The organism is Pollutimonas rozaliensis, from assembly GCF_048751585.1.
Taxonomy (GTDB): Bacteria; Pseudomonadota; Gammaproteobacteria; order Burkholderiales; family Burkholderiaceae_B.
Genome location: NZ_JAZHOB010000001.1, coordinates 219,402 through 242,946 on the forward strand (window position 1 = coordinate 219,402; position 23,545 = coordinate 242,946).

Genomic DNA, 23,545 nt, shown 5'->3' on the forward strand with positions numbered 1-23,545 from the left:
CCACTCGGCAACCGTAGGGGACAGCCTCCAGCGTGCACACGGATCGCCCTTCTTGACTCATACCTTATTTCTCTCGGAACACCCTATGCGTCGTCTCATGCTCCTGCGTCATGCCGAGGCCGGTAGGCCGGAAAGTGTCGATGACCATGATCGGCCTCTTACGCCTCATGGACGCAAGCAAGGCGCCGAGATGGGAAAGTACCTGGCCAGGCAGGGATGGACACCCCAGTTGGCCTTGATCTCAACCGCAAGGCGCACACAGGAAACCTGGAGGCTCGTACTTGCCGCCGCTCAACATGAAATCAGCCAGCGCGATGAACCACGCCTTTATGAAGCCGCCCTGGACAGCCTTGTTGAAATGGTCAGAGAAACGCCGCCAGCCGTGAGTACTTTGCTGCTTATCGGACACAATCCAGGCTTCGAACAGCTTGCCAAAGGCCTGGCCGGCACCGGCCGTCCTGCGGCATTGTCGCGGCTGCAACGCGAATTTCCAACAGCCGGCCTGGCGATTATCGATTTCGCCATGGACGACTGGAGTCACATAAAGGCGCAAAGCGGCTATCTTGAGCGCTTCGAATCGCTGGCCACCATCAGTCATTGACGACACGTCTTCCGAGTTTTTCTTTCCAATCTCTATATTTTACGATTATCATAATGATAATCATTATTATTTACATAGAGAGGGAAGAAACACCGTGGTTATCAAGAACCTACCATCCCACACTTTGCTGGGATCCTCGCTGGCGCTCGCGTTGGCGTCCTCGGGCACCTTCATGCCCGCATATGCCCAGAATACCCCCGAAGCCGCGGCCATGCTATCGCCGGTCAAAGTCACCGGCTCCGGAAACAGCAGCTACCAGGCGCCCGAAGCGGCTCAAGCCAAGTTTACCGCGCCCCTTGTGGACACACCAAAAACCGTGCAGGTGATTCCCCAGGCTGTCATCCAGGACAGCGCGGCGACTTCCTTGCAGGATGTGCTGCGCAATGTTCCAGGCATCACCTTCGGCGCCGGCGAAGGCGGCCAGCCGCTGGCGGACCGTCCTTTCATCCGGGGCAGCGCCTCCGGCAATAACGTCTATGTCGACGGCTTGCGGGACCCTGGCGGCCAGACGCGTGAAATCTTCAATCTGGAAAGCATCGAGGTCATCAAGGGCGCCGATTCGGCATACGGCGGACGGGGCTCGGGCGGCGGCAGCATCAATCTTTCAAGCAAGCGCGCCAAGCTGGGCAACTTTGCCGAAGGCAGCGTGGGCTACGGCACCGATGGCTACCTGAGAGGAACGGCCGACGGCAACTGGCAATTCAACGACAACTCGGCCTTCCGCTTGAACGTTCTGGAAGCGAGGGGCAACACGCCGGGCCGCAATCAAGTCGACTACAAAAAATTCGGCATCGCCCCGTCGCTGTCGCTGGGCCTTGGGACGCCTACCCGGCTGACGTTCAGCTATTACCATCTGGATACTGACGGCATGCCCGACTATGGAGTGCCGACCACGCGCAAGGCACCCGAACTGAATACCAACGGCACCGGCATAGTGGACGTCAGCCGCGATACCTTCTACGGCTTGTACGATCGCGACTATCAGAAGACCAGGGCCGATATAGGAACAATAGAGATCGAACACGATCTGGCCGACCGGCTTACCTTGCGCAATGCCACCCGTTATGGCGAAACACTCAACGACTATGTGGTAACGAATCCCGGCGATGGAACCGTCAAGTTCGATGCGGGAACCAAGCAGTACTGGCTGCAGCGCGGAACCAAGTCGCGCTGGCAGAAAAGCACAATGATCACCAACGTGACCGAACTTTACGGGAAGCTTGACACCGGCGCCATCAAGCACAGCTTCAATCTGGGCGTGGAATTCTCGCGCGAAACCAATAAGAACGCCAGCTATGACGTAAGCACCAATCGGGGCTCGGCATGCCCGGCCATCTTCGGCGCTGGGAAGCTGGACTGCACGCCTTACCTAAGCCCCGACCCCAGCGATCCCTGGTCGGGCACCATCACACGTCAGCCGCTAAGCCTGGATTCGACCTCCACGACCCGGGCGGCCTATCTGTTCGACACGATCGAGCTTTCAGAGCGGTTCCTGGTCAACGCCGGCGTGCGCCTGGACAACTACCGCATATCGGGCGACTTCTCGCAGCGCGGCTCAACCGGGATGCTTTCCGAAAGCGGCAGTTGGAATATGTTCAACTACCAGTTGGGCTTGGTCTACAAGCCCAGCAAGAACGGCAGCGTGTATCTGTCGTATGCGACCGCGTCCACGCCGCCCAGCGTCAGCGGTGGAGACCAGGAAGGCTTGAGCGTGGGCATGGCCGATCTCAAGCCCGAAAAAAGCGCCACGCTGGAACTGGGCACCAAGTGGAATGTGCTGGACGAGCGCCTTAGCCTGACGGCGGCGATCTTCCAGAACGACAGGCGAGACGCGCAGATCGAGGTCGAACCGGACTTGTTCGCGCAAGCCGGACACACCCGGGTGCGAGGCCTGGAACTAGGCGCATCGGGCGAGGTGCTGCCCGGCTGGAATATATACGGCGGCTACACCTATATGGCCAGCAAGCTGGTGCAAGGCGCATACGACGGCGTCAATGAAGGCGACCCCTTGGCCAATACGCCCAAGCATAGTTTCAGCCTGTGGTCCACCTACAAGGTGCTGCCGCCCCTGACGGTAGGCGCGGGCGTTTATTACGTGGGCAAAACGTTTGGCGGCAACCAAGGCGGCGCCGGCGGCGGGGCCAACGCGGTCTATATGCCGGCCTACTGGCGCTTCGATGCAATGGCCGCCTATCAGGTCAACAAGAACCTGGCCTTCCAGTTGAATGCGCTCAATGTGACCGACAAGAAATATTATTCACGCACGAACGGCGTGCACCATGCCGACTTCGGCCCCGGCCGGCAAGTCATTCTTAGCGCCAACCTGCGCTATTAAAGGCTATAAACGATCAGCCGCATGCCTTGCAAGACGCATGCGGCTGAAAGCCCGACCTGGAGCGCCAGGCGCGCGACGCTAAACGTCCGACCACTTGCGCAGCAAGTTGTGATAGATGCCGGTAAGCTCGTCGACAGATTTGTGCTGGGGATGGTCTTTCAGCACACGCTGGATGGCCACGTCCATCTGCAGAAGCAGCGCCCGCTCGCTGTCTTCGCGCACCAGGCTCTGTATCCAGAAAAAAGCCGACACGCGCCTGCCGTCCGTGACCGGGTTGACTTTATGCAAGCTGGTGCCGGGATAGAGTACGGCGCTGCCGGCCGGAAGTTTGACCTGATGGCTACCGAAGGTATCCTCGACGACCAGTTCGCCTCCGGTATAAGTGTCAGGCTCCGAAAAAAACAGGGTCATCGACAGATCGGTGCGTACTCTTTCCTGAGTTCCCTTGATTGGGCGTATGGCGTTATCAATGTGAAACCCGAACGATTCGCCGCCCTCATATAAATTGAACAAAGGAGGAAATATCTTTCGCGGCAAGGCGGCCGACATGAAGACATTATTGGCAGTAAGCCGCTCGATGATCCGATTTCCCAACTCCCGCCCCAAAGGATGGTCTTCAGGCAGTTGCCTGTTGTTCTTGACCTTCCCCGATTGATAACCCGCCGTCACCTTGCCGTCCACCCAGTTGGACTGCTCCAGTTGCTGCCGTATCGCCTGGGCTTCCCGCGGGTCAAACAAGTTGGGTATCTCGATTAGCATGAAAATAGTCGCTGAAAAATGATGGATCCAGGCGCAATCACGATTGCGCCAAAAGCGCTCCGCTTGCACCAACAATCGTAATGATAATAATTATCATCATTAATGTACAATTCTTGCATTACTCGCGATAGATGTCCTTTTGTCGGAACCATGGCTATTTCACCCCCCTCTCAACGCCGTTCCTATTGGCTGAAAACCCTGCACCAATGGCATTGGATGAGCGCCGCGATAAGTCTGGCAAGTCTGCTGCTGTTTTCCGCAACCGGCATCACCCTGAATAATGCCGCCTGGATCGAAGCCACTCCAAAAACCATCAACAAAACATTGACACTGCCGCAAGATTTGCTTGCCTTGCTTAGCCCCCCCGCGGGCGGCGGCCAGGACAAACATGCCCTGGCCGCGCCGATTGAAGCGTGGCTGGACCACGAGCTGGGCATCCATATCAATGAACGCCCCGCCGAGTTCTCGGCCGACGAAATCTATTTGTCCCTGCCCGAGCCTGGCGCGGATTCATGGCTTTCCATACAAACCGCCAGCGGCGATATCGAATACGAGCACAGCAGCCGAGGCTGGATCGCCTACTTCAACGATTTGCACAAGGGGCGCCATGCCGGCGTGGCCTGGAGCTGGTTCATCGACTTCTTTGCCGGCGCATGCCTGATTTTCGCATTGACCGGGCTCTTCCTGGTCAAGCTTCATGCCGGCAACCGCCCAGCCTCCTGGCCGCTGCTAAGCCTCGGCGCAGTTCTGCCCTTCGTAATAATCCTTCTGTTCATCCACTAATGACCATCACAAAACATCTTCTGAAGCCCATGCTGGCACTTGCTCTGATCAGCGGCCTGGGCACTCGCGCCCAGGCCGCCGACATAACGCTGGCCGTCACCATTCCGCGCATGGACACGGCCGAATACCATCGTCCCTATGTGGCGATCTGGCTGGAAGACGGGCAAAGAAAAGTCATCCGGGACATCGCTGTCTGGTATGAACAGGACAAGCCCCAGAACGAGGGCCGGAAATGGCTCAAGGACCTGCGCCAATGGTGGCGTGTAAGCGGCCGCAATCAGGAACAGCCAGCCGATGGCGTCAGCGGCGCAACACGCGCCGTAGGTGTACAGACGTTGAAGCTTGCCGGCCAGGACGAACGCCTGGCCAAGCTGCCTGCAGGCGATTACCAGCTTGTCGTCGAGGCCGCTCGTGAAAAAGGCGGACGCGAACTTGTCCGCCTGCCGCTGGCATGGCCGCCCACGCATGCCGCTACGCAGGAAGCCAGCGGAGCGCATGAGCTGGGAAGAATCGAACTGCGCCTGAAGCCTTGACCCCATCCATTTCCCGATACTGAACAGTCCCGAACATTTCTTTGGAGCATAGACCTGATGATGAAAAAACTTGCCTTGCCTTTGCTGGCTTTCTCGCTGCTATTTGCCACTACCGCCAGCGCCCATGACGCATGGATACTGCCTTCCGCCACTACACTGTCGGGCGAAAAGGCCTGGGTCACGGTAGACGCCGCAGCGGGCAACGACAAGTTCTATTTCAATCATCGCCCGCTGAATCTGAACGGGCTGCAAATCACCAGCCCAAGCGGCGCCAGCCTGAAGGCCGAGAACGCCTTCAGCGGTGAGCTGCGCAGCGGCTTCGATCTGCAGCTTACTGAAGACGGCTCTTACCGCATCGCCTTGGTGCGCAATGGCCTTTCGGCCCAATGGAGGCAAGACGGCAAGCCCAAGCGCTGGTTCGGCTCTTCAAGCGACTTCGCCAAGCAAGTGCCGCAGGATGCAAGCGAACTTAAAGTACAAGAACGTTCCAGCCGGATAGAAACCTTCGTCACCAAGGGCAAGCCCAGTGCCATTGCGGAAGTCAAGGAAGGCATCAGCCTGAAACCCGTCACCCATCCCAACGATCTGTTCGCAGGCGAAGCCGCCCAATTCATCATGACCATGGATGGACAGCCGGCCAAACAGATCAAAGTGCACGTCGTGCCTGAAGGCAGCCGCTATCGCGACCAACTGAACGCCATCGAGCTGACTGCCGACGACGCTGGAAAAATCGAAATCACCTGGCCTCGCCCCGGCCGCTACTGGCTGGCCGCGGAAACGTCCACCCCGGCAACCAGCACAGCCCCTGCGGGGACCACCAAGCGCCTGATGTCCTATTCGGCAACCCTGGAAGTCCTGCCTCAATAGGGCTGGACGAGCACATCCGAAAACCGGCAACGCCGGCACGTATTTCAGTCCACGCAATACATGGCCCCAATACCTCTGCCTTATAAAACGCTACAAGGCCCCACCATGGGCACGACCTGGACTGTGAAGCTTTGCGACCCGGGCCGCGCCATTGCGCTTGAAACGCTGGAAGCCGTCATCCAGGCCGCGCTCGAACGCATTACACGACAGATGAGCAACTGGGATCCCAGCAGCTTCATCAGTCTTTTGAATCGCGCGGAGCGTGGCTGGTATGAAGTGTCCGATGAATTATTCCACGTCCTCAAACATGCGCTGGACCTGGCACGGGATACCGCGGGTGCTTACGACCCCACCTTGGGTAAATTGGTCGACCTGTGGGGCTTCGGTCCAAGCGGCCCATGCGGCAGTTTGCCCGGCGCCGGCGACATCGCCGCAGCGCTGGCGCAGGCCGGCTGGAATCATGCAGGGCTGAACCAGCAGCATCTGGCCGTCTGGCAGCCGGGCGGCCTGTCCTTCGATCTGTCCTCAATCGCCAAAGGCTACGGCGTGGACCAAATCGCCGCCGTGCTCGATACGCACAAGATCGAGCACTATCTGGTCGAAGTTGGCGGAGAACTTAAAGCGCGGGGAAGCAATGAGCACCGCAAGCCTTGGCGGGTTTCCATAGAGATACCCGCATCCGGCGACGGCTCCGGGTCGCCGTCCCCCGCCTTGCCGATTGTCCTGGTCGATGCATCCGTTGCCACATCGGGCGACTATCGCCGCTACTTCAAGCACGACGGCCGGCGCTACGCCCATACGCTCGATCCGGCCACAGGCTATCCGGCGGCGCATGCCCTGGCCTCGGTCAGTGTCCTGCATGAACAATGCATGATGGCGGACGCGCTTGCAACCGCGCTCTTTAGCATGGGGCCGGATCATGGCCCGCAATATGCCCGCAGCCGTCGCATCCCCGCTCTCTTCATGGTCCGCCATCCCGACGATATAGCGCTGGAATGGACAGATGAGTTCACGGCGCTGGCCGGCAATCCGGGCAAGCCATGACCTCATCGAACTTGAACGTTTTGCTGGCGGCCGGCGCAATCTGCGCCTGGCTTGGACTCGTTTTCAAAACCATAAGACAAACCCGGTCCGCTAGCGGGCGGCCAGAGGCGAACACAAGCCGAATCATGGTCGCCTATGCCAGCCAGACCGGGACGGCCAAGGAGATAGCGGAGCGCAGCGTCGAGGCGCTGGGGCGCGAACGCGCCGCACTGTTGCCCATGTCGCAGCTTACGCCCCGCCAATTGCTGAACCACCGCCGCGTGCTGTTCGTGGTCAGCACATATGGCGAAGGCGATCCGCCGGATCCGGCACAAGCATTCTACCGACAAGCCTGCGCCGTTGACGCACCCGCCCTGAACCATCTTGAAACAGCGGTGCTTGCCCTGGGAGACAGCAGCTACCGACACTATTGCGGTTTTGGACAGACCTTGGCAAGCTGGCTGGCGCGTCAGGGCGCAACCCTGCTGTTCCAGCCGGTGCTGGCCGATAAATGCGACCCGGCTGCGCTGCGCTCATGGAGCAATGCCTTGAGCCAGCAATTCCAGGCGACAACCGCGATAGAAAAGCCTTATACGGATTGGCGTTTGGTCAGACGGCGGCACATGAACCCAGGCAGTGTGGGTGGGGCTTGCTACGAATTGAGCTTCGAAGCCGCAATCGATACCTTGCCGTTCTGGCAGGCAGGCGACATCGCCGAGGTCGCCATCGACCAATATGGCCTGCACCGGGAATATTCCATTGCCTCCACACCAGGCGAAGGCATGCTGAAGCTGCTGCTGCGCCAGCGCCGCGACACCGATGGCCGCCTGGGCATAGGCAGCCGCTGGCTGACTGAAGAATTGGAGACCGGCGCCATCGTCCGGATACACCTGCGCGAAAACGCCTTGTTCCACGCCCCCGACCAGGCGGTGCCGGCCATTTTCATTGGTAACGGTACAGGCATTGCGGGCCTGCGCAGCCTCCTGAAGCGTCGCCTGGAACAGGGCAATCATGAAAACTGGCTGATATTCGGCGAACGGCAGAGCGCCTGCGACCTCCATTACCGGGATGAGCTGGAACGGTGGCTCGCTGAAAAACGGCTGGCCCGGCTTGACCTGGCCTTTTCACGCGACCAGACGCCAAAGCGCTATGTCCATCATGTTCTGGCCGAAGCACAGGCCGAAATAAGGGAATGGGTCGCCAGGGACGCCATCATCTATGTTTGCGGCAGCAAGAATGGCATGGCCTCCGATGTGGACGGCGTCTTGCGCCAGGCGCTCGGCGGCCGCCGCTATGCGGCCCTGATCGAACGCCGGGGCTACCGCCGGGACATCTATTGAAGCCAACCAGGCCTTACCATTGAAAACGCCCCCAAGCCGGGCGAATACCCGAGCTTGGAGGCGGTGTCAGCACTGCTTAGGCGTAAAGGCAGTCCATCAGGACCGCCTCGCGCTTTGCCGTGTTATGCCTCTGGCTGCGCCACGGGAGCCTGCGGTCCGCCCTGGGCTTCAATGCCGCCGATGGCCTTCATGGACAAGCGCAAACGGCCCTTGTCGTCGGCTTCGATGACCTTGATGCGAACCATCTGGCCAACCTTCAACACATCGTTGATGTTGGCGATGCGATAGTTGGCGATCTCGGAAATATGCAGCAAACCGTCGCGGCCGGGCAGGACCTGGACGATGGCGCCGAAGTCCAGCAAACGCAGCACGGGACCTTCGTATTCCTGGCCCACTTCCACGTCGGCCGTCAATTCCTTGATGCGGCGCTCGGCTTCGCGGGCCTTGTCCAGGTCGGCGCTGGAAATGGTGATGGTGCCATCGTCGCCGATGTCGATCTGCGTGCCGGTTTCTTCGGTAAGCGCACGGATGGTGGCGCCGCCCTTGCCGATGACATCGCGGATTTTTTCGGGATTGATCTTGACGCTAAGCATGCGCGGTGCGAATTCAGACAATTCGGTGCGCGAGCCTTCGATGGCTTCCTTCATCTTGCCCAGGATGTGCAAGCGGCCTTCCTTGGCCTGAGCCAAAGCCACCTGCATGATTTCGCGGGTGATGCCCTGGATCTTGATGTCCATTTGCAAGGCGGTGATGCCCTGCACGGTGCCGGCCACCTTGAAGTCCATATCGCCAAGGTGATCCTCGTCGCCCAGGATGTCGGTAAGGACAGCAAACTTGCCGCCATCCTTGATCAGGCCCATGGCAACGCCGGCGACGTGATCTTTGACCGGCACGCCGGCGTCCATCATGGCCAGGGAGCCGCCGCATACGGACGCCATGGAGGACGAGCCGTTGGACTCGGTGATTTCCGAGACGACACGAATGGTGTACTGGAAGTCCTGCGCTTCCGGCAAGGACGAAATCAGCGAACGCTTGGCAAGACGGCCGTGGCCGATTTCGCGCCGCTTGGGCGAGCCGAAGCGGCCGGTTTCACCGGTGGCGAACGGCGGGAAGTTGTAATGCAGCATGAAGCGGTCGCGATGCTCGCCCATGATGGAGTCGATGATCTGCTCGTCTTGCTTGGTGCCCAACGTCGCCACAACCAGCGCCTGGGTTTCGCCGCGCGTGAACAAGGCGCTGCCGTGAGCGCGGGGCAGCACGCCCAGGCTGACGCTGATGGGACGAACGGTGCGCGTGTCGCGGCCGTCGATGCGGGGCTCGCCATTCAGTATCTGGCCGCGCACAATCTTGGCTTCCAGGTCGAACAGCATGTTTTCGACTTCGACGCTGTCGGGGGCGGCTTCGCCCTTGGCGGCGGCGTGTTCGGCCAGTTTTTCCTTGACGCTGGCATAGACTTCGCGCAGCTTGGCGGTGCGGGCCTGCTTTTCGCGAATCTGATAGGCGGCCTGCAGGTTTTCCTGGGCGGCGGATGCCACGGCGGTTGCCAGCGCTTCGTTCTTCGGCGCGGGCTTCCAGTCCCATTCCGGCTTGCCGGCTTCAGCAACCAGCTCGTGAATGGCGTTGATGGCGGCCTGCATTTGCTCGTGGCCGAACATGACGCCGCCCAGCATGATTTCTTCGGACAGGTTCTGCGCTTCGGATTCCACCATCAGCACGGCGGCTTCGGTGCCGGCGACAACCAGGTCCATCTGCGACACTTTGATCTGGCTGGAGGTAGGGTTAAGCACGTACTGGCCATCGACGTAGCCGACCCTCGCGGCGCCGATGGGGCCGTCGAAGGGAATGCCCGAAATGGCCAGCGCGGCCGAAGCGCCGATCATGGCGGCGATATCGGGATCGATTTCGGGGTTGACCGAAACAGTGTGCAGAATGACCTGGACTTCGTTGTAGAAGCCTTCGGGAAACAAGGGACGCAATGGGCGATCGATCAAGCGCGAGGTAAGGATTTCCTTTTCGGAAGGACGGCCTTCGCGCTTGAAGAAACCGCCGGGAATACGGCCGGCGGCGTAGGTCTTTTCTACGTAATCGACGGTCAGCGGGAAGAAATCCTGGCCGGACTTGGCGGTCTTGGCCCCCACAACGGTCGCCAGGACAACGGTATCGTCAATCGAAACCAGTACGGCGCCGGAGGCCTGACGAGCAATCTCGCCGGTTTCCAAAACCACCGTGTGCTGACCGTACTGAAACGACTTGCTCACTTTATTAAACATTACGGAATATCCTTACAATAAAAAAAACCGTGTACACCGCGATTCTGGTCGCAGTGTCCACGGTTGCATCGTGGGGAGCCAGCCCCGGGTATCACTTACGCAGACCGAGCTTTTCGATAAGCGAACGATACGAATCGGGATTGCGGCCCTTCAGGTAATCTAGCAGTTTGCGACGACGGCTTACCATGCGCAGCAGGCCACGACGCGAGTGGTGGTCTTTCATGTGCGCTTTGAAGTGACCGGTAAGTTCGTTGATGCGTGCCGTAAGCAACGCCACCTGTACTTCGGGAGAGCCGGTATCGCCTTGCGCACGTTGATATTGTGCAACGATGTCGGATTTTTTGATGTCAGCAACAGACATTATTTAGCCTCTTTAACAAGCGACAGGGCCGAGGTGCCCTGACGTGCAGTGATTAACAAATTACAATCGAATAAAGCGTTTACTTTGGGCGCAGTACCTGCTTGCGACACGATGCGTCTCCATGCCAAACCCAAAGAAGTCAGCATTATACCGGAAAAAGACCACATGGCCGGTGGCGCCGCTGCCGGCACTCCCAACCCGCCGGCGGCAATCGCCGACCGGCATCCACATATTCAGGCCAGCCATGAATATCATCACTGCAATACATTACGCAAAGCGGATTGGCGCCGGCGCGGGACTGGCCCTTCTGGGAGCCTGCGCGAACATGGCCAATACCCCGCCGGGAACCCCTCTTGCCCAGGTCGAAGCCGAATACGGACGGCCCAACTTTTCCTGTCCGGCTGAAAAAGGCCAGCGCCTCATCTGGAGCCAGCAGCCCTATGGGCAATACGCCTGGGGCACCCATGTCGACAGCGCGGGCAATACCGATAGAATCGAGCCCTTGCTGACCGACCAGCATTTCAGCCTGCTGGCTTCCGGCACCTGGACGCCCGAGCGGGTTCGTTGCGAGTTCGGCCCGCCGGCCGAAATCAGTACGGTAGGCCTGCCTTCATCCACGCAAATCGTATGGAGCTACCGCTACCGGCAGGCCGGCGCCTGGAATTCGCTGATGCATGTGTACTTTGGCATGGACGGGGCAAAAGTCACCCGTTTCCACCCGGGCCCCGACCCGATGTACGATCGCGACGATTGGTTTTTTTGAAGCCGAAGGCTGCCGCAGGGCTTGCAGTCCGTTTGCCGGGCTGCAAGCGGATAACCGGGCTTACTGATCGGGCTTGCTTGAAGGCGAACCGTGCTTGTCCGTCTGGCCGCCCAACTCTGGCGACTGGAAGGTGTGCGTCGCGCTGAAGGAGTGCTCGGTAGGCCCGGCCTCGTCGGCCGTACCGGCCGCCATGCCTTCGTGCCGGAGGCGATTCAGTTGGCGGGCACGACGCCAGCGCCACAGCATAATGAACCAGCCCGACAAGCCGTAAACCACAAACAGCCCGAACAGCACGATGGGTGGATCGCTGGAAACGAACACAAAGGCGGCAACGACCAGCAAAATAACCCAGAACGGCACGCTGCGTCCCAGCGCGAATGTTTTACCGCTATAGAACGGCGCATTGGTGACCATGGCGATGCCGGCATATACGGTAAACACGAAAGCCACCCAGGAAATTGTATGGCTTTCCAGTAGCAGCTTGTTATCGACCGCCAGCCAGACGAAGCCAGCCACCAGGGCCGCCGCCGCGGGGCTGGGCAACCCTTGGAAGAAGCGCTTGTCGACCACGCCGATGTTGGTGTTGAAGCGCGCCAGCCGCAGGGCCGCGCCCACCACATAAATGAAGGCGGCCAGCCAGCCCCAACGCCCCAGTCCCTGCAAGGTCCACTCGTACATGACCAGCGCCGGCGCAATGCCGAACGAAGCCATGTCGGACAGGGAATCGTATTGCTCGCCGAACGCGGATTGCGTATTGGTCAGGCGAGCCACGCGGCCATCCATGCCATCGAAGATCATGGCCACGAAAATGGCAATCGCGGCCACATCGAAGCGCCCGTTCATGGCCTGCACGACGGCGTAGAAGCCGGCAAACAGGTTGGCGGTGGTGAATGCGTTCGGCAGCAGGTAGATACTGCGCCGCCGATGGGAGTCGTCGGAATTTGGCATGGGAATTTACTCGCTTGAGTCGACTGTAGCGCTATCGGGCAGCTCGGCCAATACCGTGCTGGTAGCCTGAACCTTGTCGCCTATCGCCACCCGCGGCCGCGCACCCAGGGGCAGGTATACATCCACGCGCGACCCGAAACGGATAAAACCGTAGCGCTGACCCGCGTAAAGCCGCTCGCCCGGCTTCGTATAGCAAAGTATACGCTTGGCAACCAGGCCGGCCACTTGGACCGCGGTTACCACGTGGCCATGCGGCGTATGCAGCACCGTCGCGTTGCGCTCGTTTTCCAGCGAGGCCTTATCGAGCGCCGCATTGAAAAATTGTCCCGCGAAATAGTTGACCGACTGCACCGTTCCATCGACCGGCGACCGGTTCGAATGCACGTTGAAGACGTTCATGAATACGCTGATCTTCAGTGCATCGCGGTCGGCGTAGGCATCGCGCACTTCTTCCACGGCGACCACCCTGCCGTCCGCGGGCGACAGGACGTTGAGCTCGCCTTCCGGCGCGACTCGCGCCGGATCGCGAAAAAACTGCAGTACAAAAATTGATAACAGCCAGAAAGGGATCGATGCGGCGCCCGACCAGATACTGACGAGGATTGACACCAGCACGATGCCGGCCAGGAAAGGCCAGCCTTCGCGCGCAATAATGGGATGGGGGTAAGGAGGTTTATTCATCGTAAGACGAAGAATAACCGAAATGAAGGCTGTTTTTGCATTGGCATCCCTGTATTCGAACGAAATCCGCCCGGCATCGCGCACGCAAGTTTCGTGCCGCGCGATGGCCGGACGGTGAAGGGATTAAATAAAGGGTTCCGGCCCCGATCAATACTGGTAGGTCAGGCTTACCCGCACACTGCGGCCCGGCTGCGTATAGCTGTCGATGGGGTAGGCATAACCGGTGGCGCTGGCCGACGGCGTGGGTACGTCCAGGGCATTCCAATATTTTTTGTCGAAAACGTTATATACACCCGCCTGCAGGCGCACGCCCTTGACGGCCGCCGGCTTCCACCAGGCGGTCAAGTCCAGCAAGCCATAGCCGGGCGCCTTGAAGTCCGGCGTCTTCTGGCTGGCCGTCGCCTCGGGATATTCGACTTTGCTGCGGCGTTCAACCATGGTAACGATGCTCTCGGCGCCCCACTGCTCGGTACGATATCCCAGAGCCGCAATGGCCTTCAGCGGCGCAACGCTGTTCAGGTAGGTGTCCCTGTCCCGATCTTTTCCATTGGCCCATGCCAGCGAACCCCAGGTATACCAGTTATCGTTGAATGCCCAGTGAGCGCGAGCCTCGGCTCCGTAGATGCGTACGCGGGAACGGTTTGCATAATGATGCACGGTGCCGTAGCCATTCGCGTCCCATCGCGGGTCGCGTCCGGGAGCGGTCTTGGTATAGACGATGCGGTCGATGTAGTCTTTATAGCGCGTGTCGTAGACACTGAAATGGGCCCCGCGTTCCGTATCGCCCACGTCCATGCCCAGCTCCCAGCCATGGCTGATTTCAGGATTCAGATTGGGATTGCCAAGCACGACATACTCGCCGGGCGACTTCCCGCCGAAAGTCAGGTAAAGCTGGCTGGCGTTGGGCGCCTTGAAGCCATAGCCGTATTTCGCATAGAACGACAAGTTCTCCCGCGGCTTGTAGGCCGCAAGAAGGGATGGCGACAGGCGCTCGCCGCTGTTGCTGGGCAGGGCCTGCGAACCAATAAGATTGCTGCCATACATTCCGCCAGATTGCGGTTTTTGCTCATAGGCATCGAAACGCAAGGCGGGAGTCAGCGCATATTTTCCATCAGACCAGGAAAACTCATCTTGCGCCCACAATGACCAGGTATTGCCTTTCACTTTCGGCATATCGGCCTGGTTTGAACGCAGATGCGCGCAGCCCGTTATAGGGCAGCTGTCAAAACCGCGAGAAACCTGCTCCGTATCGTTTCCCGCCCACTCTCCACCCGCGGACCAATGCTGCTTCAGCGCGCCATCGATATAGCCGCCCCAGGATGTCACCAATCCTATCGTCGACTCTTCGATGGTATTGTTGCGGCCATAAGGCCCTTTGGCCGTCCTGCCCGACCGGATTCCGTTCATGCCGTCTTCCAGGCGAATCTTCTGCCAATAAAGTTTGGCCTCGCCGTAATTGAGCAATGATCGATGCTGTGCCGACTGATAGTCGTAACCCAGCACAACGCGGTCGCGATCCTGCTTCTTTTCGCTGTGATACTGACCGATACCATAGTTGGCCGTATTCTGCTCCCGCCGATCGTCAATTGTCGATTCGCGGCGGAACAACTCGCCACTGATGCTGAGCCTTTGCTCGGCCGTCAGGTCGTGCTCCAGCTTGATCAAAGCGCTGTTTTGCGTGTAGTCCATCGGATCGGGCAGCTCGCGCAATTCGCCATAACCGCCGACTTCGCCTTTATTGTCCCGTTCGTGACCTTTGCGATGCCCCGCCTGCACCAGCCAGCGGGTTCCATCCGCAATACGTCCAGCCAGCGCCGCATCCGCGCCAAAGCTCTCGTCCACGCTATCGTAGCCAGTCTTGAGCAAGGCACCGAAATCCTTGCCCGGAGCCAGCAGATCGCGGGGAGACAATGTACGCAGATCCAGATAACCTATGAGCGAGCCCGACTGCACCGCACCGGCTCCCCGCACTATATCGATGGCCGATAAAGAATTGAATGCAACGGTGTTCAATCCGCCCTCCGCACTGCGTGCGCCATCGTCCAGCCACGGCACCCTGATACCGTCCACGCGGGTCACGACCCGGTCACCGTCCATACCGCGGATGTTAATGCTGTTGTTCTGGGGATTGATGTTCACACCAGGCTCGCCGCGCTTTGAAAAATCATCCCAACTTTCAATGGCTCGCTCATCCAGCTGCTGGCGGGTGATGACGACAGAACCTTCCGGCAATGCTTCTGCCAGATTCTGCCCCTGAACACGTAGCGGAGACAATGTTGGTATGGCTGAATCGCCTGCCGCCGATATTTGCGTATCTGTCTTGTTATTTTCCTGAGCGCTCGTCTGCGTAACCGCAACCGCCAAGAACACCCCACCCCACCAGACTAAAGATTTCCCCATCATTTTTATTGATCCAAAGTTAGTTTAAACTTAGATCGCAAATGATAACTATTTCTATTTGCATTAGCAATATCAAAATGACACAAACCAAACTTTTAACAACATATGGAGGAGCGCCTTGGCCTGTGGAACGCCTCCCCCGCTCCTTCTCCTCCACATCGGCGGCCCGCTATCCGGACAACCCGGTCATCTTGCCGCTTCCATCATTTCTTGCAGGTTTTCCCATGCCTCGCGAATAGCCTGCTGTTGAGCCGGCGACGCTGGCGGAATCGGCCTCAGGGTGTGGCCGGTGGGCACGCCCTGCAGCGACAAGGTGAATTTGGCCAGGGCGACACGGTTATCCGCATACATGGCGTTCCATAGCCGCAGCAGCCGTTGATGCAGCGTCAGCGCATAATCATGGTCGCCGCGACGAACGGCATTCCACAAGCTTACACAAGCACCAGGCGCGGTCGAAGTCAGCATGGATATCACGCCATGAGCGCCCAAAGCCATGCAGGGGTACAGCAATGAATCCACGGCGGCATAGATGCGGTCTTGCGGGTGCGCGGCGATCAGCAGATCAGCCAGCGCCTTAAGATCGCCGGCGCTTTGCTTGACGCCGACCACTCCGGGAACCTCGCGCATGATACGCAGGATGAGCGAAGGGGAAAGATAATTCCAAGGAATGACGTTATAGATCAGGATAGGGATATCGGTGGCGTCCGCGATCTCTTGGAAATGCCGGATCATGGATGCGTCATCGGTCTTATAAATGTAGTGGGCCGGCGTCACCTGCAATGCGCTGACATCCAGGCCTTCAAGAGCGCGTATTCTGCGTATCGTGCCGCGTGTACTGTTGGCAATCACCCCAGCCACCAAAGGTAGGCGCCCCTGCGCCTCTTGCGCGCTTATATCGACAATCCGGCGCAATTCATCGGTTTCCAGCGCAAATCCTTCGCCCGAGCTTCCACCGGCGACAAGGCCATGCACGCCTTGCGAAATCATGAACTTCACGACTGCGCGCAGGCTGCTTTCGTCGATTTCGTTTGATGCGTCAAAAGGGGTGACAAGCGGCGGAACGATACCTTGGATCTGCCCGGGGGAAAACAGTTTTGTCATGACTACCTCTTTAAATATTCCTAACGGGTTGCAGGGACTTACTGCGGCTTGACACCGGCCAGGCGCAACAGATTGGCAAAGTGCTTGATTTCCTGCTCGATGTATTGCCGAAAACCTTGGCTATCGGATGGCGCGGGCTGTAGGCCCAGCTGTTTGAGACGTTCGGCGACATCCGGGGACTTGACCGCCTGTACGGCAGCGGCATTGAGCTTGGCGATCCGGTCCGCTGGCGTGCCCGCCGGAGCCACAATGCCATTCCAGGTCAGCACCTCGTAGCCGGGATACGATTCGGCAAGCGCGGGAATGTTGGGCAATAGATCAGATCGCGCCGCGGAAGTCACGGCAAAAGCCTTGAGCTTGCCCGACTGTATGAAAGGGACGGCCTCGAGGATGGGGCTGAATGAAATCTGGATTTGGCCGCTTACCAGGTCGGTGTTGACCTGGCTTCCGCCCCGGTACGGCACGTTTACCATTTTCACGCCGGCCATCGACTCGAACAACACGGCCGCCAGGTGAGGCGAAGATCCGTTGCCCGAAGTGCCGTAGTTGACTGTGCCCGGATGCTTCTTCAAATAATCGACGAAAGGCCGCAACGCGTCGACGGGAACCGCTGGATTCGCCACCAGGACGCTGGGGCTGGTCGTGGTACGGGCAACGGGAGCAAAATCCTTCAGCGAATCATAGGCCAGCGACTTGTAGAGGCTCATGTTCGTGGCCAAGGGGCCGCTGCTTAGAAAGCCCAGCGTGTAGCCGTCGGGTTTTGCCTGCGCGACGAACGTGGCGCCGATGGCGCCAGCCGCGCCGGTCTTGTTTTCCACAACGATGGGCTGCCCCAGGATATCGCCCATTTTCTTGGCGATGATCCGGCCCGATATATCGTTGTTTCCACCAGCGGCGAACGGAATGACCAGCGTTATGGGTTTTTCCGGATAGGCGGCGGCTGAAGCGCCGGCGGCCCAGGCCGCAAACGCGCCCAGCAAGAAAGTGCGGAAATAGAATCGATGTTTCATGTTTGTCTCCTGATAATTTTTTTTGCGGTTAAGAAATCATCCTGAATGGCGCAAGCGGGCGCCATCGTTTCCTTGCAAGCCCATGGCGCGAGTCAATACGCGCTGGCGCGATGCATTGATGTGTTCGCAAATCAGCGCCACGGCACTCGATTCGTCGCGCGCCTGAAGCGCAGCGATGAATGCCAAGTGCTCGCGCATCGCGGGCACGACCCGCATCGGCCGCGCAAGATCGCTGTCGATGCGGATAAGCTTGATATGCAGGCTGTTGACTCGGTACATGTCCGATATGATTTCGTTATCCAGGACATCGACCATGCGATGATGGAAGCTCCAGTCCAGAGCAAGGGCTTCCTTATCCAGCCCGACATCAGGCTTGTCATCGAGCGCGCGCGCCAGCATGGTCCTGTGGGCGTCCGCGATCTGATCGAGCTCGCTGTCCGTGATGGTTCGAATGAAGGCGCTGGCGGCCTCCTTTTCGATCATCAGGCGAACATCGAAGGCATTGCGGATCAACTTGAGATCGACCGGCATGATCTGCAGGCCCCGCTTGGGGACCGTGATTATGAGCCGGGCGGCTTCGAGCCTGGGGATCATTTCCCGTATAGCCCCCAGAGGCATGCCCAGCAGCAGGGTCAGCTCTTGCTGCGAAACGAACTGCCCTGGATACAGCCTGGCCGCAAGGACTTGCTCGCAAAACAGTTCGTATGCCTGATTGCGCAAGCTTGTAGCGCCCCCCAGGGGCTTTTCAGAAGAACCCAAAGTCATAATCACCTCCGTATCAGCATACTAACCCTTATCTAACATGTTAGCAATAAGATACGGAGGCGATGACGGGTCTATTTCATGATTTTTCTTGCATGCTTATGCCCGGAAATCGCACTTGTACTCAATGTTCCAACTGGCAATTTGAAACAGCATCCCAGAACATTTCAGCGGTTCGGTTGATATTAGACCGATCGCGATAAAGCCGAACCTGCAAGGGAATCCGCCAGGCCGCAGGGCCGACGGGCGTCAAACGGCCCGAGTCAAGGTCATCGGCTATCAAAGACTGCGGCAACCATGCGACCCCGCGCCCACTAAGCACCATGGGCTTGAGCACCGAGGCCAAATGGGCCGTAAAAACCGTGTGGATAGGTAAACGATCCAATTCAGGCTCAAGGACCGTATGCAAAATGCGCCCTATGCCTGATTCCGCGCTGTAATCCAATAGTTGCAGCGGCTTGTCCCCTGAAGTCACATCGTGGCGAGCTTGCCCTGTCTCGTCCTTCAGGGATACCGGAACAAGGGTGTCATTTCCCAGTTGGATCGATGGATAGCCTGCCATCTCGAGTTGGCTCTGAACCTGTGGATGCGTATGGCTCAGTACGAACTGAGCCTTGCCTTGGAGCATGAGAGCTTCGCAACGCTGCAGCATGTCGGATACGCATTGTATGGCTCCTATGCTGATACGCGGCTCCAGGCTGCGCAGCCAATTGGGCATAAAGGTGAAAGACAGGGTGTGCGTCGCCGCAAACTGCAAGGTGGTCGACCATGACTCTTCCACGGCCCGGGCTTCCGAAGGAAGGCGCGCCACCTGAGCAAGAAGATCTTGGGCAATCTTACGGAACCATTCTCCGGTTTCGGTCAGCGTGACGGGCTGGGTGCTTCGATCAAACAGATCCGCCCCCAGCCATTCTTCAAGAGCGCGAATGCGGCGGCCGAATGCCGGCTGAGTCATATGGCGCAAATCTGCCGCACGCGAGAAATTTTTTGTCGATGCCAGTGCCAGGAAGTCTTCAAGCCAGGAGATGTTCATGCCAGTGCTTTGAAAGCATAGAAAGAGAAAAAAATAGCATTGGCTATTAAAAGTGGCAACGCCGACTATATGGGACCACTTTCCAAAATACAGTTTAGGTTCGGCAGATGAAAATCGTCAATATTATTGAAAAAACACTACCCATCAGCTCACCAATCCGAAACGCATACATCGACTTCAGCAAAATGAATTTGAGTCTTGTGGCGGTTGTCACGGATGTCATTCGCGAGGGCAAGCCCGTTATCGGATACGGATTCAATTCCAATGGGCGTTATGGCCAGGGCACACTGATGCGGGACCGCTTTATTCCACGGATACTCGAAGCCGACCCTGCCACGCTAGTCAATGCAAGTGGCGATAACCTGGATCCGCATAACATCTGGGATGCCATGTTTACCAACGAGAAGCCGGGCGGCCATGGGGAGCGCTCTGTAGCGATCGGCACGATAGACATGGCAATTTGGGATGCCGTCGCCAAAATCGAGGGGAAGCCGCTGTTCCAGTTATTGGCTGACCGCTATGGCAACGGTCAAGCCAATAAAAAGGTCTTCGTCTATGCCGCTGGCGGATATTACTATCCCGGGCAAGATCACAATAAGCTTAAAGACGAAATGCGCAGCTACATAGATCGTGGCTACAGCGTGGTCAAGAAAAAGATCGGCGGGGCTTCGCTTGACGAAGACCTGCGCCGCATTGATTCCATCCTCAGCGTATTACAAGATGGCCAGAAGCTTTGCGTCGATGCAAATGGGCGCTTCGATCTCGATACGGCAATCGCCTATGCCAAGGCACTGTCGCAATACGACCTGTTCTGGTACGAGGAAGCCGGAGACCCGCTTGATTTCGAGCTGCAGGCGGCTTTGCGCAGCTACTACAAAAACCCCATGGCCACAGGTGAGAACCTGTTCTCCATGCAGGATGCCCGCAATCTGATTCGCTACGGCGGCATGCGCCCGGACCGCGACTGGCTGCAATTTGATTGCGCCCTTAGCTACGGGCTGGTCGAGTACCTGCGCACTCTCGACATGCTGAAAGAGCATGGCTGGTCGCCAAGCCGTTGCATTCCCCATGGCGGCCATCAAATGTCATTGAATATTGCCGCCGGCCTGGGGCTCGGCGGCAACGAATCGTACCCGGACCTTTTCCAGCCTTTTGGCGGCTTTCCCGATGGAGTGAAAGTCGAGAACAGCTACATCACGATGCCCGAGCTGCCCGGCATCGGCTTTGAAGGGAAAACGGACCTGTACCGCGTCATGCAGACCATTTCGGCATAACTGCCAATTCCAAGAAAGGAGACAACATCATGAATCTTAAAAAACTGGCCCTGACACTGGCGCTTGCCGGGTTTTCCGTGACCGGCCACGCCGCATTTCCGGAGAAGGCGGTTACGCTGGTAGTGCCATTTGCCGCTGGCGGCCCCAGCGACAAGATCGCGCGTGACGTAGCCGAAGCGCTGCGTGAACCACTGGGGCAAGCCGTCATCGTCGAAAATGTATCGGGGGCGGGAGGCACCATAGGCACGGCGAAAGTGGCTCGCACCGCAGCCGATGGCTACACCCTGCTCGTCCATCACATAGGCATGGCGACCGCGCCTTCCCTGTATAAGCAGCTCAGCTATCAAGTGCCCGATAGTTTTGAGTTCCTGGGCTTGATCAATGAGGCCCCTTCGACACTGATAGGCAGGCCCAGCCTTGCCGCAAACAGTTTTGACGAATTACGCCAGTGGATCAACGAAAACAAGGACAAGGTCAATCTTGCGAACGCCGGTGTGGGCTCGGCCTCGCATCTTTGCGGCCTCATGCTGCAAGAGGCTTTAAAGGTGAACATGACCACCATAGCGTATAAAGGAACGGCCCCCGCCATGATCGACCTGATGGGCGGCCAAGTCGACCTGATGTGCGAGCAGGCCACGAATGCGGTGACTCAGATTGAGGCAAAAAAGGTGAAATCGTACGGTGTCACCAGTACCCAGCGGCTCAAGCTACCGTCGATGGCCGCCGTCCCGACCTTGACCGAATCGGGCTTGACGGGTTTCAACGTGACCGTGTGGCATGGCCTTTATGCGCCGCGCAACACACCTCCTGAAGTTCTTGCCAAATTGAACGCGGCCCTGCGGTCGGCATTGAAAAATCCGCAATTGATACAGCGTGAAGAGGCTCTTGGCCTGAGCATAATCAATGACGACCGCCTGGATCCCGCCGGACATAAAAAATACGTGACGAACGAGATGGCGCGATGGTCCAAGGTGATTCAAGACTCGGGGCAACAGCCTAACTAACAAAAACCCGGCCGAAGCCGGGTTTTTTTGCAATGCATGATTGCAAGAGCTGGTCCTTGAAGACTCCAGGATCAGTTCTTGGTCTGATCGACCAGCTTGTTCGCGGCGATCCAGGGCATCATGGCGCGCAGCTTGCCGCCGACCTGCTCGATCTGCGATTCGGCGTTGATGCGGCGGCGCGACGTCAGCGTGGGGGCGCCGGCGGCGTTTTCCAGGATGAAGTTCTTGGCGTATTCGCCGGTCTGGATGTCGGCCAGGCATTGGCGCATGGCTTTCTTCGTTTCCTCGGTAACGATGCGCGGGCCCGTGACGTATTCACCGTACTCGGCATTGTTGGAAATGGAGTAGTTCATGTTGGCGATGCCGCCTTCGTAGATCAGGTCGACGATCAGCTTCAGTTCGTGCAGGCACTCGAAGTAAGCCATTTCAGGCGCGTAGCCCGCTTCGACCAGAGTTTCGAAGCCGGCCTTGATGAGCTCGACGGTACCGCCGCACAGCACGGCTTGTTCGCCGAACAAGTCGGTTTCGGTCTCTTCGCGGAAATTGGTTTCGATGATGCCGGCACGGCCGCTGCCGATTGCGCAGGCGTACGACAAGGCGATATCGCGCGCGGCGCCGGATGTGTCCTGATGCACGGCCACCAGCGAAGGCACGCCGCCGCCCTGGCTATAGGTGCCGCGCACGGTGTGGCCAGGCGCCTTGGGAGCGACCATGATGACGTCGATGTCGGCGCGCGGCTGGACCTGGCCGTAGTGCACGTTGAAGCCGTGCGCGAACGCAAGAGCGGCGCCCGCCTTGATGTTGCCGGCAACCTGATTGCGATACACCTCGGCGATGTTTTCGTCGGGCAACAGGATCATGACCAGGTCGGCACCCTTGACGGCTTCGGCAACTTCCAGGACCTTCAGGCCGGCATTTGCGGCTTTGTTCCACGAGGCGCCGCCCTTGCGCAGGCCGACGACCACATTGACGCCGGACTCATGCAGGTTGAGCGCGTGCGCATGGCCTTGCGAGCCGTAGCCGATGATGGCAACCGTCTTGCCTTTGATCAGGGAAAGGTCGCAATCTTTATCGTAAAAAACTTTCATTTGGGTGCTCCAATAACCGTTTGGTATTTTGATTTTTGCCGGATGCCGCATCCGGCATTCAAGGTTGAACATTGGCCGGCATACTGCCGCCTGGCCGGTAATAATAAATTAAAGCTTCAGGACGCGTTCGCCGCGGCCGATGCCTGACACGCCGGTACGCACCGTTTCCAGGATGGCGCTGCGATCGAGGGCGCCGATAAAGGCCTCGATCTTGTCCTGGTCGCCGGTGAGCTCTATGGTGTAGACCTTGTCGGTGACGTCGATGATGCGGCCGCGGAAGATATCGGCCATGCGCTTCATCTCGTCGCGCTCCTTGCCCACGGCGCGGACCTTGATCAGCATCAGCTCGCGCTCGATGTGCGGGCCTTCGGACAGATCCACCACCTTGACCACATCGACCAGGCGATTCAGATGCTTGGTGATCTGTTCGACCACCTCATCCGACCCGTTGGTGACTATGGTCATGCGCGATAGCGTCGTGTCTTCGGTAGGCGCCACGGTAAGCGTTTCGATGTTGTAGCCGCGCGCCGAAAAAAGGCCGACCACACGCGACAGCGCGCCGGGTTCGTTTTCCAGAAGGATAGAAATTACATGTTTCATTTTTCTCTC

At 58.5% G+C, this 23,545-nt stretch carries 22 protein-coding genes; 10 read left to right on the top strand and 12 right to left on the bottom strand.

The window, feature by feature from the left end:
* Positions 1-85 precede the first annotated feature (85 nt).
* Positions 86-601 (top strand): SixA phosphatase family protein, encoded by a 516-nt coding sequence (locus tag V0R37_RS00940; protein WP_420372696.1) that lies wholly within the window; start codon positions 86-88, stop codon positions 599-601.
* Between the two features lie 94 nt (positions 602-695).
* Positions 696-2,936: a TonB-dependent receptor gene (locus tag V0R37_RS00945; protein WP_420372697.1), complete on the top strand. Its 2,241-nt coding sequence runs from the start codon at positions 696-698 to the stop codon at positions 2,934-2,936.
* Between the two features lie 78 nt (positions 2,937-3,014).
* Here V0R37_RS00945 and V0R37_RS00950 read toward each other — a convergent pair whose 3' ends face one another.
* On the bottom strand, positions 3,015-3,695 hold the full coding sequence (locus V0R37_RS00950; RefSeq protein WP_420372698.1) for a Fe2+-dependent dioxygenase: 681 nt from the start codon (positions 3,693-3,695) through the stop codon (positions 3,015-3,017).
* A gap of 150 nt (positions 3,696-3,845) precedes the next feature.
* On the opposite strand from V0R37_RS00950, the gene V0R37_RS00955 reads away from it, so the two are divergent.
* From V0R37_RS00955 to V0R37_RS00975, 5 genes are all read left to right on the top strand, one after another.
* A complete protein-coding gene (locus V0R37_RS00955) occupies positions 3,846-4,478 on the top strand; it encodes a PepSY-associated TM helix domain-containing protein (RefSeq protein ID WP_420372699.1) in 633 nt (210 codons plus the stop codon).
* Between the two features lie 20 nt (positions 4,479-4,498).
* Positions 4,499-5,011: a DUF2271 domain-containing protein gene (locus V0R37_RS00960; RefSeq protein WP_420373117.1), complete on the top strand. Its 513-nt coding sequence runs from the start codon at positions 4,499-4,501 to the stop codon at positions 5,009-5,011.
* Positions 5,012-5,071: 60 nt separating this feature from the next.
* Positions 5,072-5,878: a DUF4198 domain-containing protein gene (locus tag V0R37_RS00965; protein WP_420373118.1), complete on the top strand. Its 807-nt coding sequence runs from the start codon at positions 5,072-5,074 to the stop codon at positions 5,876-5,878.
* A 60-nt stretch (positions 5,879-5,938) separates the two neighbouring features.
* Positions 5,939-6,922 carry an FAD:protein FMN transferase gene (locus tag V0R37_RS00970; protein ID WP_420372700.1) on the top strand — a complete coding sequence of 328 codons (984 nt, stop codon included), beginning with the start codon at positions 5,939-5,941 and terminating at the stop codon, positions 6,920-6,922.
* Between the two features lie 125 nt (positions 6,923-7,047).
* Entirely contained in the window at positions 7,048-8,241 is a 1,194-nt protein-coding gene (locus tag V0R37_RS00975) for a sulfite reductase subunit alpha (protein WP_420372701.1), read from the top strand.
* A gap of 122 nt (positions 8,242-8,363) precedes the next feature.
* Here the strand turns inward: V0R37_RS00975 and pnp are convergent, their stop codons facing one another.
* The gene (gene pnp, locus V0R37_RS00980) at positions 8,364-10,511 is read right to left on the bottom strand and encodes a polyribonucleotide nucleotidyltransferase (RefSeq protein ID WP_420372702.1); all 2,148 of its coding nucleotides are present in this window, start codon (positions 10,509-10,511) and stop codon (positions 8,364-8,366) included.
* A 91-nt stretch (positions 10,512-10,602) separates the two neighbouring features.
* Positions 10,603-10,872, bottom strand: coding sequence for a 30S ribosomal protein S15 (gene rpsO, locus V0R37_RS00985; protein WP_073105838.1), 270 nt, complete (start codon positions 10,870-10,872; stop codon positions 10,603-10,605).
* Positions 10,873-11,116: 244 nt separating this feature from the next.
* On the opposite strand from rpsO, the gene V0R37_RS00990 reads away from it, so the two are divergent.
* Complete coding sequence (locus V0R37_RS00990) at positions 11,117-11,635, top strand: hypothetical protein (protein WP_420372703.1); 519 nt, start codon at positions 11,117-11,119, stop codon at positions 11,633-11,635.
* A 60-nt stretch (positions 11,636-11,695) separates the two neighbouring features.
* Here the strand turns inward: V0R37_RS00990 and pssA are convergent, their stop codons facing one another.
* From pssA to V0R37_RS01025, 7 genes are all read right to left on the bottom strand, one after another.
* A complete protein-coding gene (gene pssA / locus V0R37_RS00995) occupies positions 11,696-12,583 on the bottom strand; it encodes a CDP-diacylglycerol--serine O-phosphatidyltransferase (protein WP_420372704.1) in 888 nt (295 codons plus the stop codon).
* A gap of 6 nt (positions 12,584-12,589) precedes the next feature.
* Positions 12,590-13,264 (bottom strand): phosphatidylserine decarboxylase, encoded by a 675-nt coding sequence (locus V0R37_RS01000; RefSeq protein WP_420372705.1) that lies wholly within the window; start codon positions 13,262-13,264, stop codon positions 12,590-12,592.
* 147 nt (positions 13,265-13,411) lie between these two features.
* Positions 13,412-15,496 carry a TonB-dependent hemoglobin/transferrin/lactoferrin family receptor gene (locus V0R37_RS01005; RefSeq protein WP_420372706.1) on the bottom strand — a complete coding sequence of 695 codons (2,085 nt, stop codon included), beginning with the start codon at positions 15,494-15,496 and terminating at the stop codon, positions 13,412-13,414.
* A gap of 354 nt (positions 15,497-15,850) precedes the next feature.
* Complete coding sequence (locus V0R37_RS01010; RefSeq protein ID WP_420372707.1) at positions 15,851-16,765, bottom strand: dihydrodipicolinate synthase family protein; 915 nt, start codon at positions 16,763-16,765, stop codon at positions 15,851-15,853.
* A gap of 38 nt (positions 16,766-16,803) precedes the next feature.
* Entirely contained in the window at positions 16,804-17,775 is a 972-nt protein-coding gene (locus V0R37_RS01015) for a Bug family tripartite tricarboxylate transporter substrate binding protein (protein WP_420372708.1), read from the bottom strand.
* A 36-nt stretch (positions 17,776-17,811) separates the two neighbouring features.
* The gene (locus V0R37_RS01020) at positions 17,812-18,540 is read right to left on the bottom strand and encodes a GntR family transcriptional regulator (protein WP_420372709.1); all 729 of its coding nucleotides are present in this window, start codon (positions 18,538-18,540) and stop codon (positions 17,812-17,814) included.
* Between the two features lie 121 nt (positions 18,541-18,661).
* Positions 18,662-19,570 carry a LysR family transcriptional regulator gene (locus tag V0R37_RS01025; RefSeq protein ID WP_420372710.1) on the bottom strand — a complete coding sequence of 303 codons (909 nt, stop codon included), beginning with the start codon at positions 19,568-19,570 and terminating at the stop codon, positions 18,662-18,664.
* A 107-nt stretch (positions 19,571-19,677) separates the two neighbouring features.
* On the opposite strand from V0R37_RS01025, the gene V0R37_RS01030 reads away from it, so the two are divergent.
* The gene (locus V0R37_RS01030) at positions 19,678-20,844 is read left to right on the top strand and encodes a mandelate racemase/muconate lactonizing enzyme family protein (protein ID WP_420372711.1); all 1,167 of its coding nucleotides are present in this window, start codon (positions 19,678-19,680) and stop codon (positions 20,842-20,844) included.
* Positions 20,845-20,873: 29 nt separating this feature from the next.
* Positions 20,874-21,848, top strand: a complete 975-nt coding sequence (locus V0R37_RS01035; RefSeq protein ID WP_420372712.1) for a tripartite tricarboxylate transporter substrate-binding protein — start codon at positions 20,874-20,876, stop codon at positions 21,846-21,848.
* A 71-nt stretch (positions 21,849-21,919) separates the two neighbouring features.
* Here V0R37_RS01035 and ilvC read toward each other — a convergent pair whose 3' ends face one another.
* Both ilvC and ilvN read right to left on the bottom strand, forming a co-directional pair.
* Positions 21,920-22,936, bottom strand: a complete 1,017-nt coding sequence (ilvC, locus tag V0R37_RS01040) for a ketol-acid reductoisomerase (RefSeq protein WP_420372713.1) — start codon at positions 22,934-22,936, stop codon at positions 21,920-21,922.
* 108 nt (positions 22,937-23,044) lie between these two features.
* Positions 23,045-23,536, bottom strand: coding sequence for an acetolactate synthase small subunit (gene ilvN / locus V0R37_RS01045; protein ID WP_264129614.1), 492 nt, complete (start codon positions 23,534-23,536; stop codon positions 23,045-23,047).
* Positions 23,537-23,545 lie beyond the last annotated feature (9 nt).

Bases quoted from the DNA above. Each gene is read 5' to 3' on its own strand.
- V0R37_RS00975 (WP_420372701.1), top strand. From the start codon at position 7,048: ATGGTCGCCTATGCCAGCCAGACCGGGACGGCCAAGGAGATAGCGGAG.
- V0R37_RS00990 (WP_420372703.1), top strand. From the start codon at position 11,117: ATGAATATCATCACTGCAATACATTACGCAAAGCGGATTGGCGCCGGC.
- ilvN (WP_264129614.1), bottom strand. From the start codon at position 23,536: ATGAAACATGTAATTTCTATCCTTCTGGAAAACGAACCCGGCGCGCTG.
- V0R37_RS00970 (WP_420372700.1), top strand. From the start codon at position 5,939: ATGGCCCCAATACCTCTGCCTTATAAAACGCTACAAGGCCCCACCATG.
- V0R37_RS01020 (WP_420372709.1), bottom strand. From the start codon at position 18,540: ATGACTTTGGGTTCTTCTGAAAAGCCCCTGGGGGGCGCTACAAGCTTG.
- pnp (WP_420372702.1), bottom strand. From the start codon at position 10,511: ATGTTTAATAAAGTGAGCAAGTCGTTTCAGTACGGTCAGCACACGGTG.
- ilvC (WP_420372713.1), bottom strand. From the start codon at position 22,936: ATGAAAGTTTTTTACGATAAAGATTGCGACCTTTCCCTGATCAAAGGC.
- rpsO (WP_073105838.1), bottom strand. From the start codon at position 10,872: ATGTCTGTTGCTGACATCAAAAAATCCGACATCGTTGCACAATATCAA.
- V0R37_RS00950 (WP_420372698.1), bottom strand. From the start codon at position 3,695: ATGCTAATCGAGATACCCAACTTGTTTGACCCGCGGGAAGCCCAGGCG.
- V0R37_RS01030 (WP_420372711.1), top strand. From the start codon at position 19,678: ATGAAAATCGTCAATATTATTGAAAAAACACTACCCATCAGCTCACCA.
- V0R37_RS00965 (WP_420373118.1), top strand. From the start codon at position 5,072: ATGAAAAAACTTGCCTTGCCTTTGCTGGCTTTCTCGCTGCTATTTGCC.
- V0R37_RS00955 (WP_420372699.1), top strand. From the start codon at position 3,846: ATGGCTATTTCACCCCCCTCTCAACGCCGTTCCTATTGGCTGAAAACC.
- V0R37_RS00940 (WP_420372696.1), top strand. From the start codon at position 86: ATGCGTCGTCTCATGCTCCTGCGTCATGCCGAGGCCGGTAGGCCGGAA.
- V0R37_RS01000 (WP_420372705.1), bottom strand. From the start codon at position 13,264: ATGAATAAACCTCCTTACCCCCATCCCATTATTGCGCGCGAAGGCTGG.
- pssA (WP_420372704.1), bottom strand. From the start codon at position 12,583: ATGCCAAATTCCGACGACTCCCATCGGCGGCGCAGTATCTACCTGCTG.
- V0R37_RS01010 (WP_420372707.1), bottom strand. From the start codon at position 16,765: ATGACAAAACTGTTTTCCCCCGGGCAGATCCAAGGTATCGTTCCGCCG.
- V0R37_RS01025 (WP_420372710.1), bottom strand. From the start codon at position 19,570: ATGAACATCTCCTGGCTTGAAGACTTCCTGGCACTGGCATCGACAAAA.
- V0R37_RS01035 (WP_420372712.1), top strand. From the start codon at position 20,874: ATGAATCTTAAAAAACTGGCCCTGACACTGGCGCTTGCCGGGTTTTCC.
- V0R37_RS01015 (WP_420372708.1), bottom strand. From the start codon at position 17,775: ATGAAACATCGATTCTATTTCCGCACTTTCTTGCTGGGCGCGTTTGCG.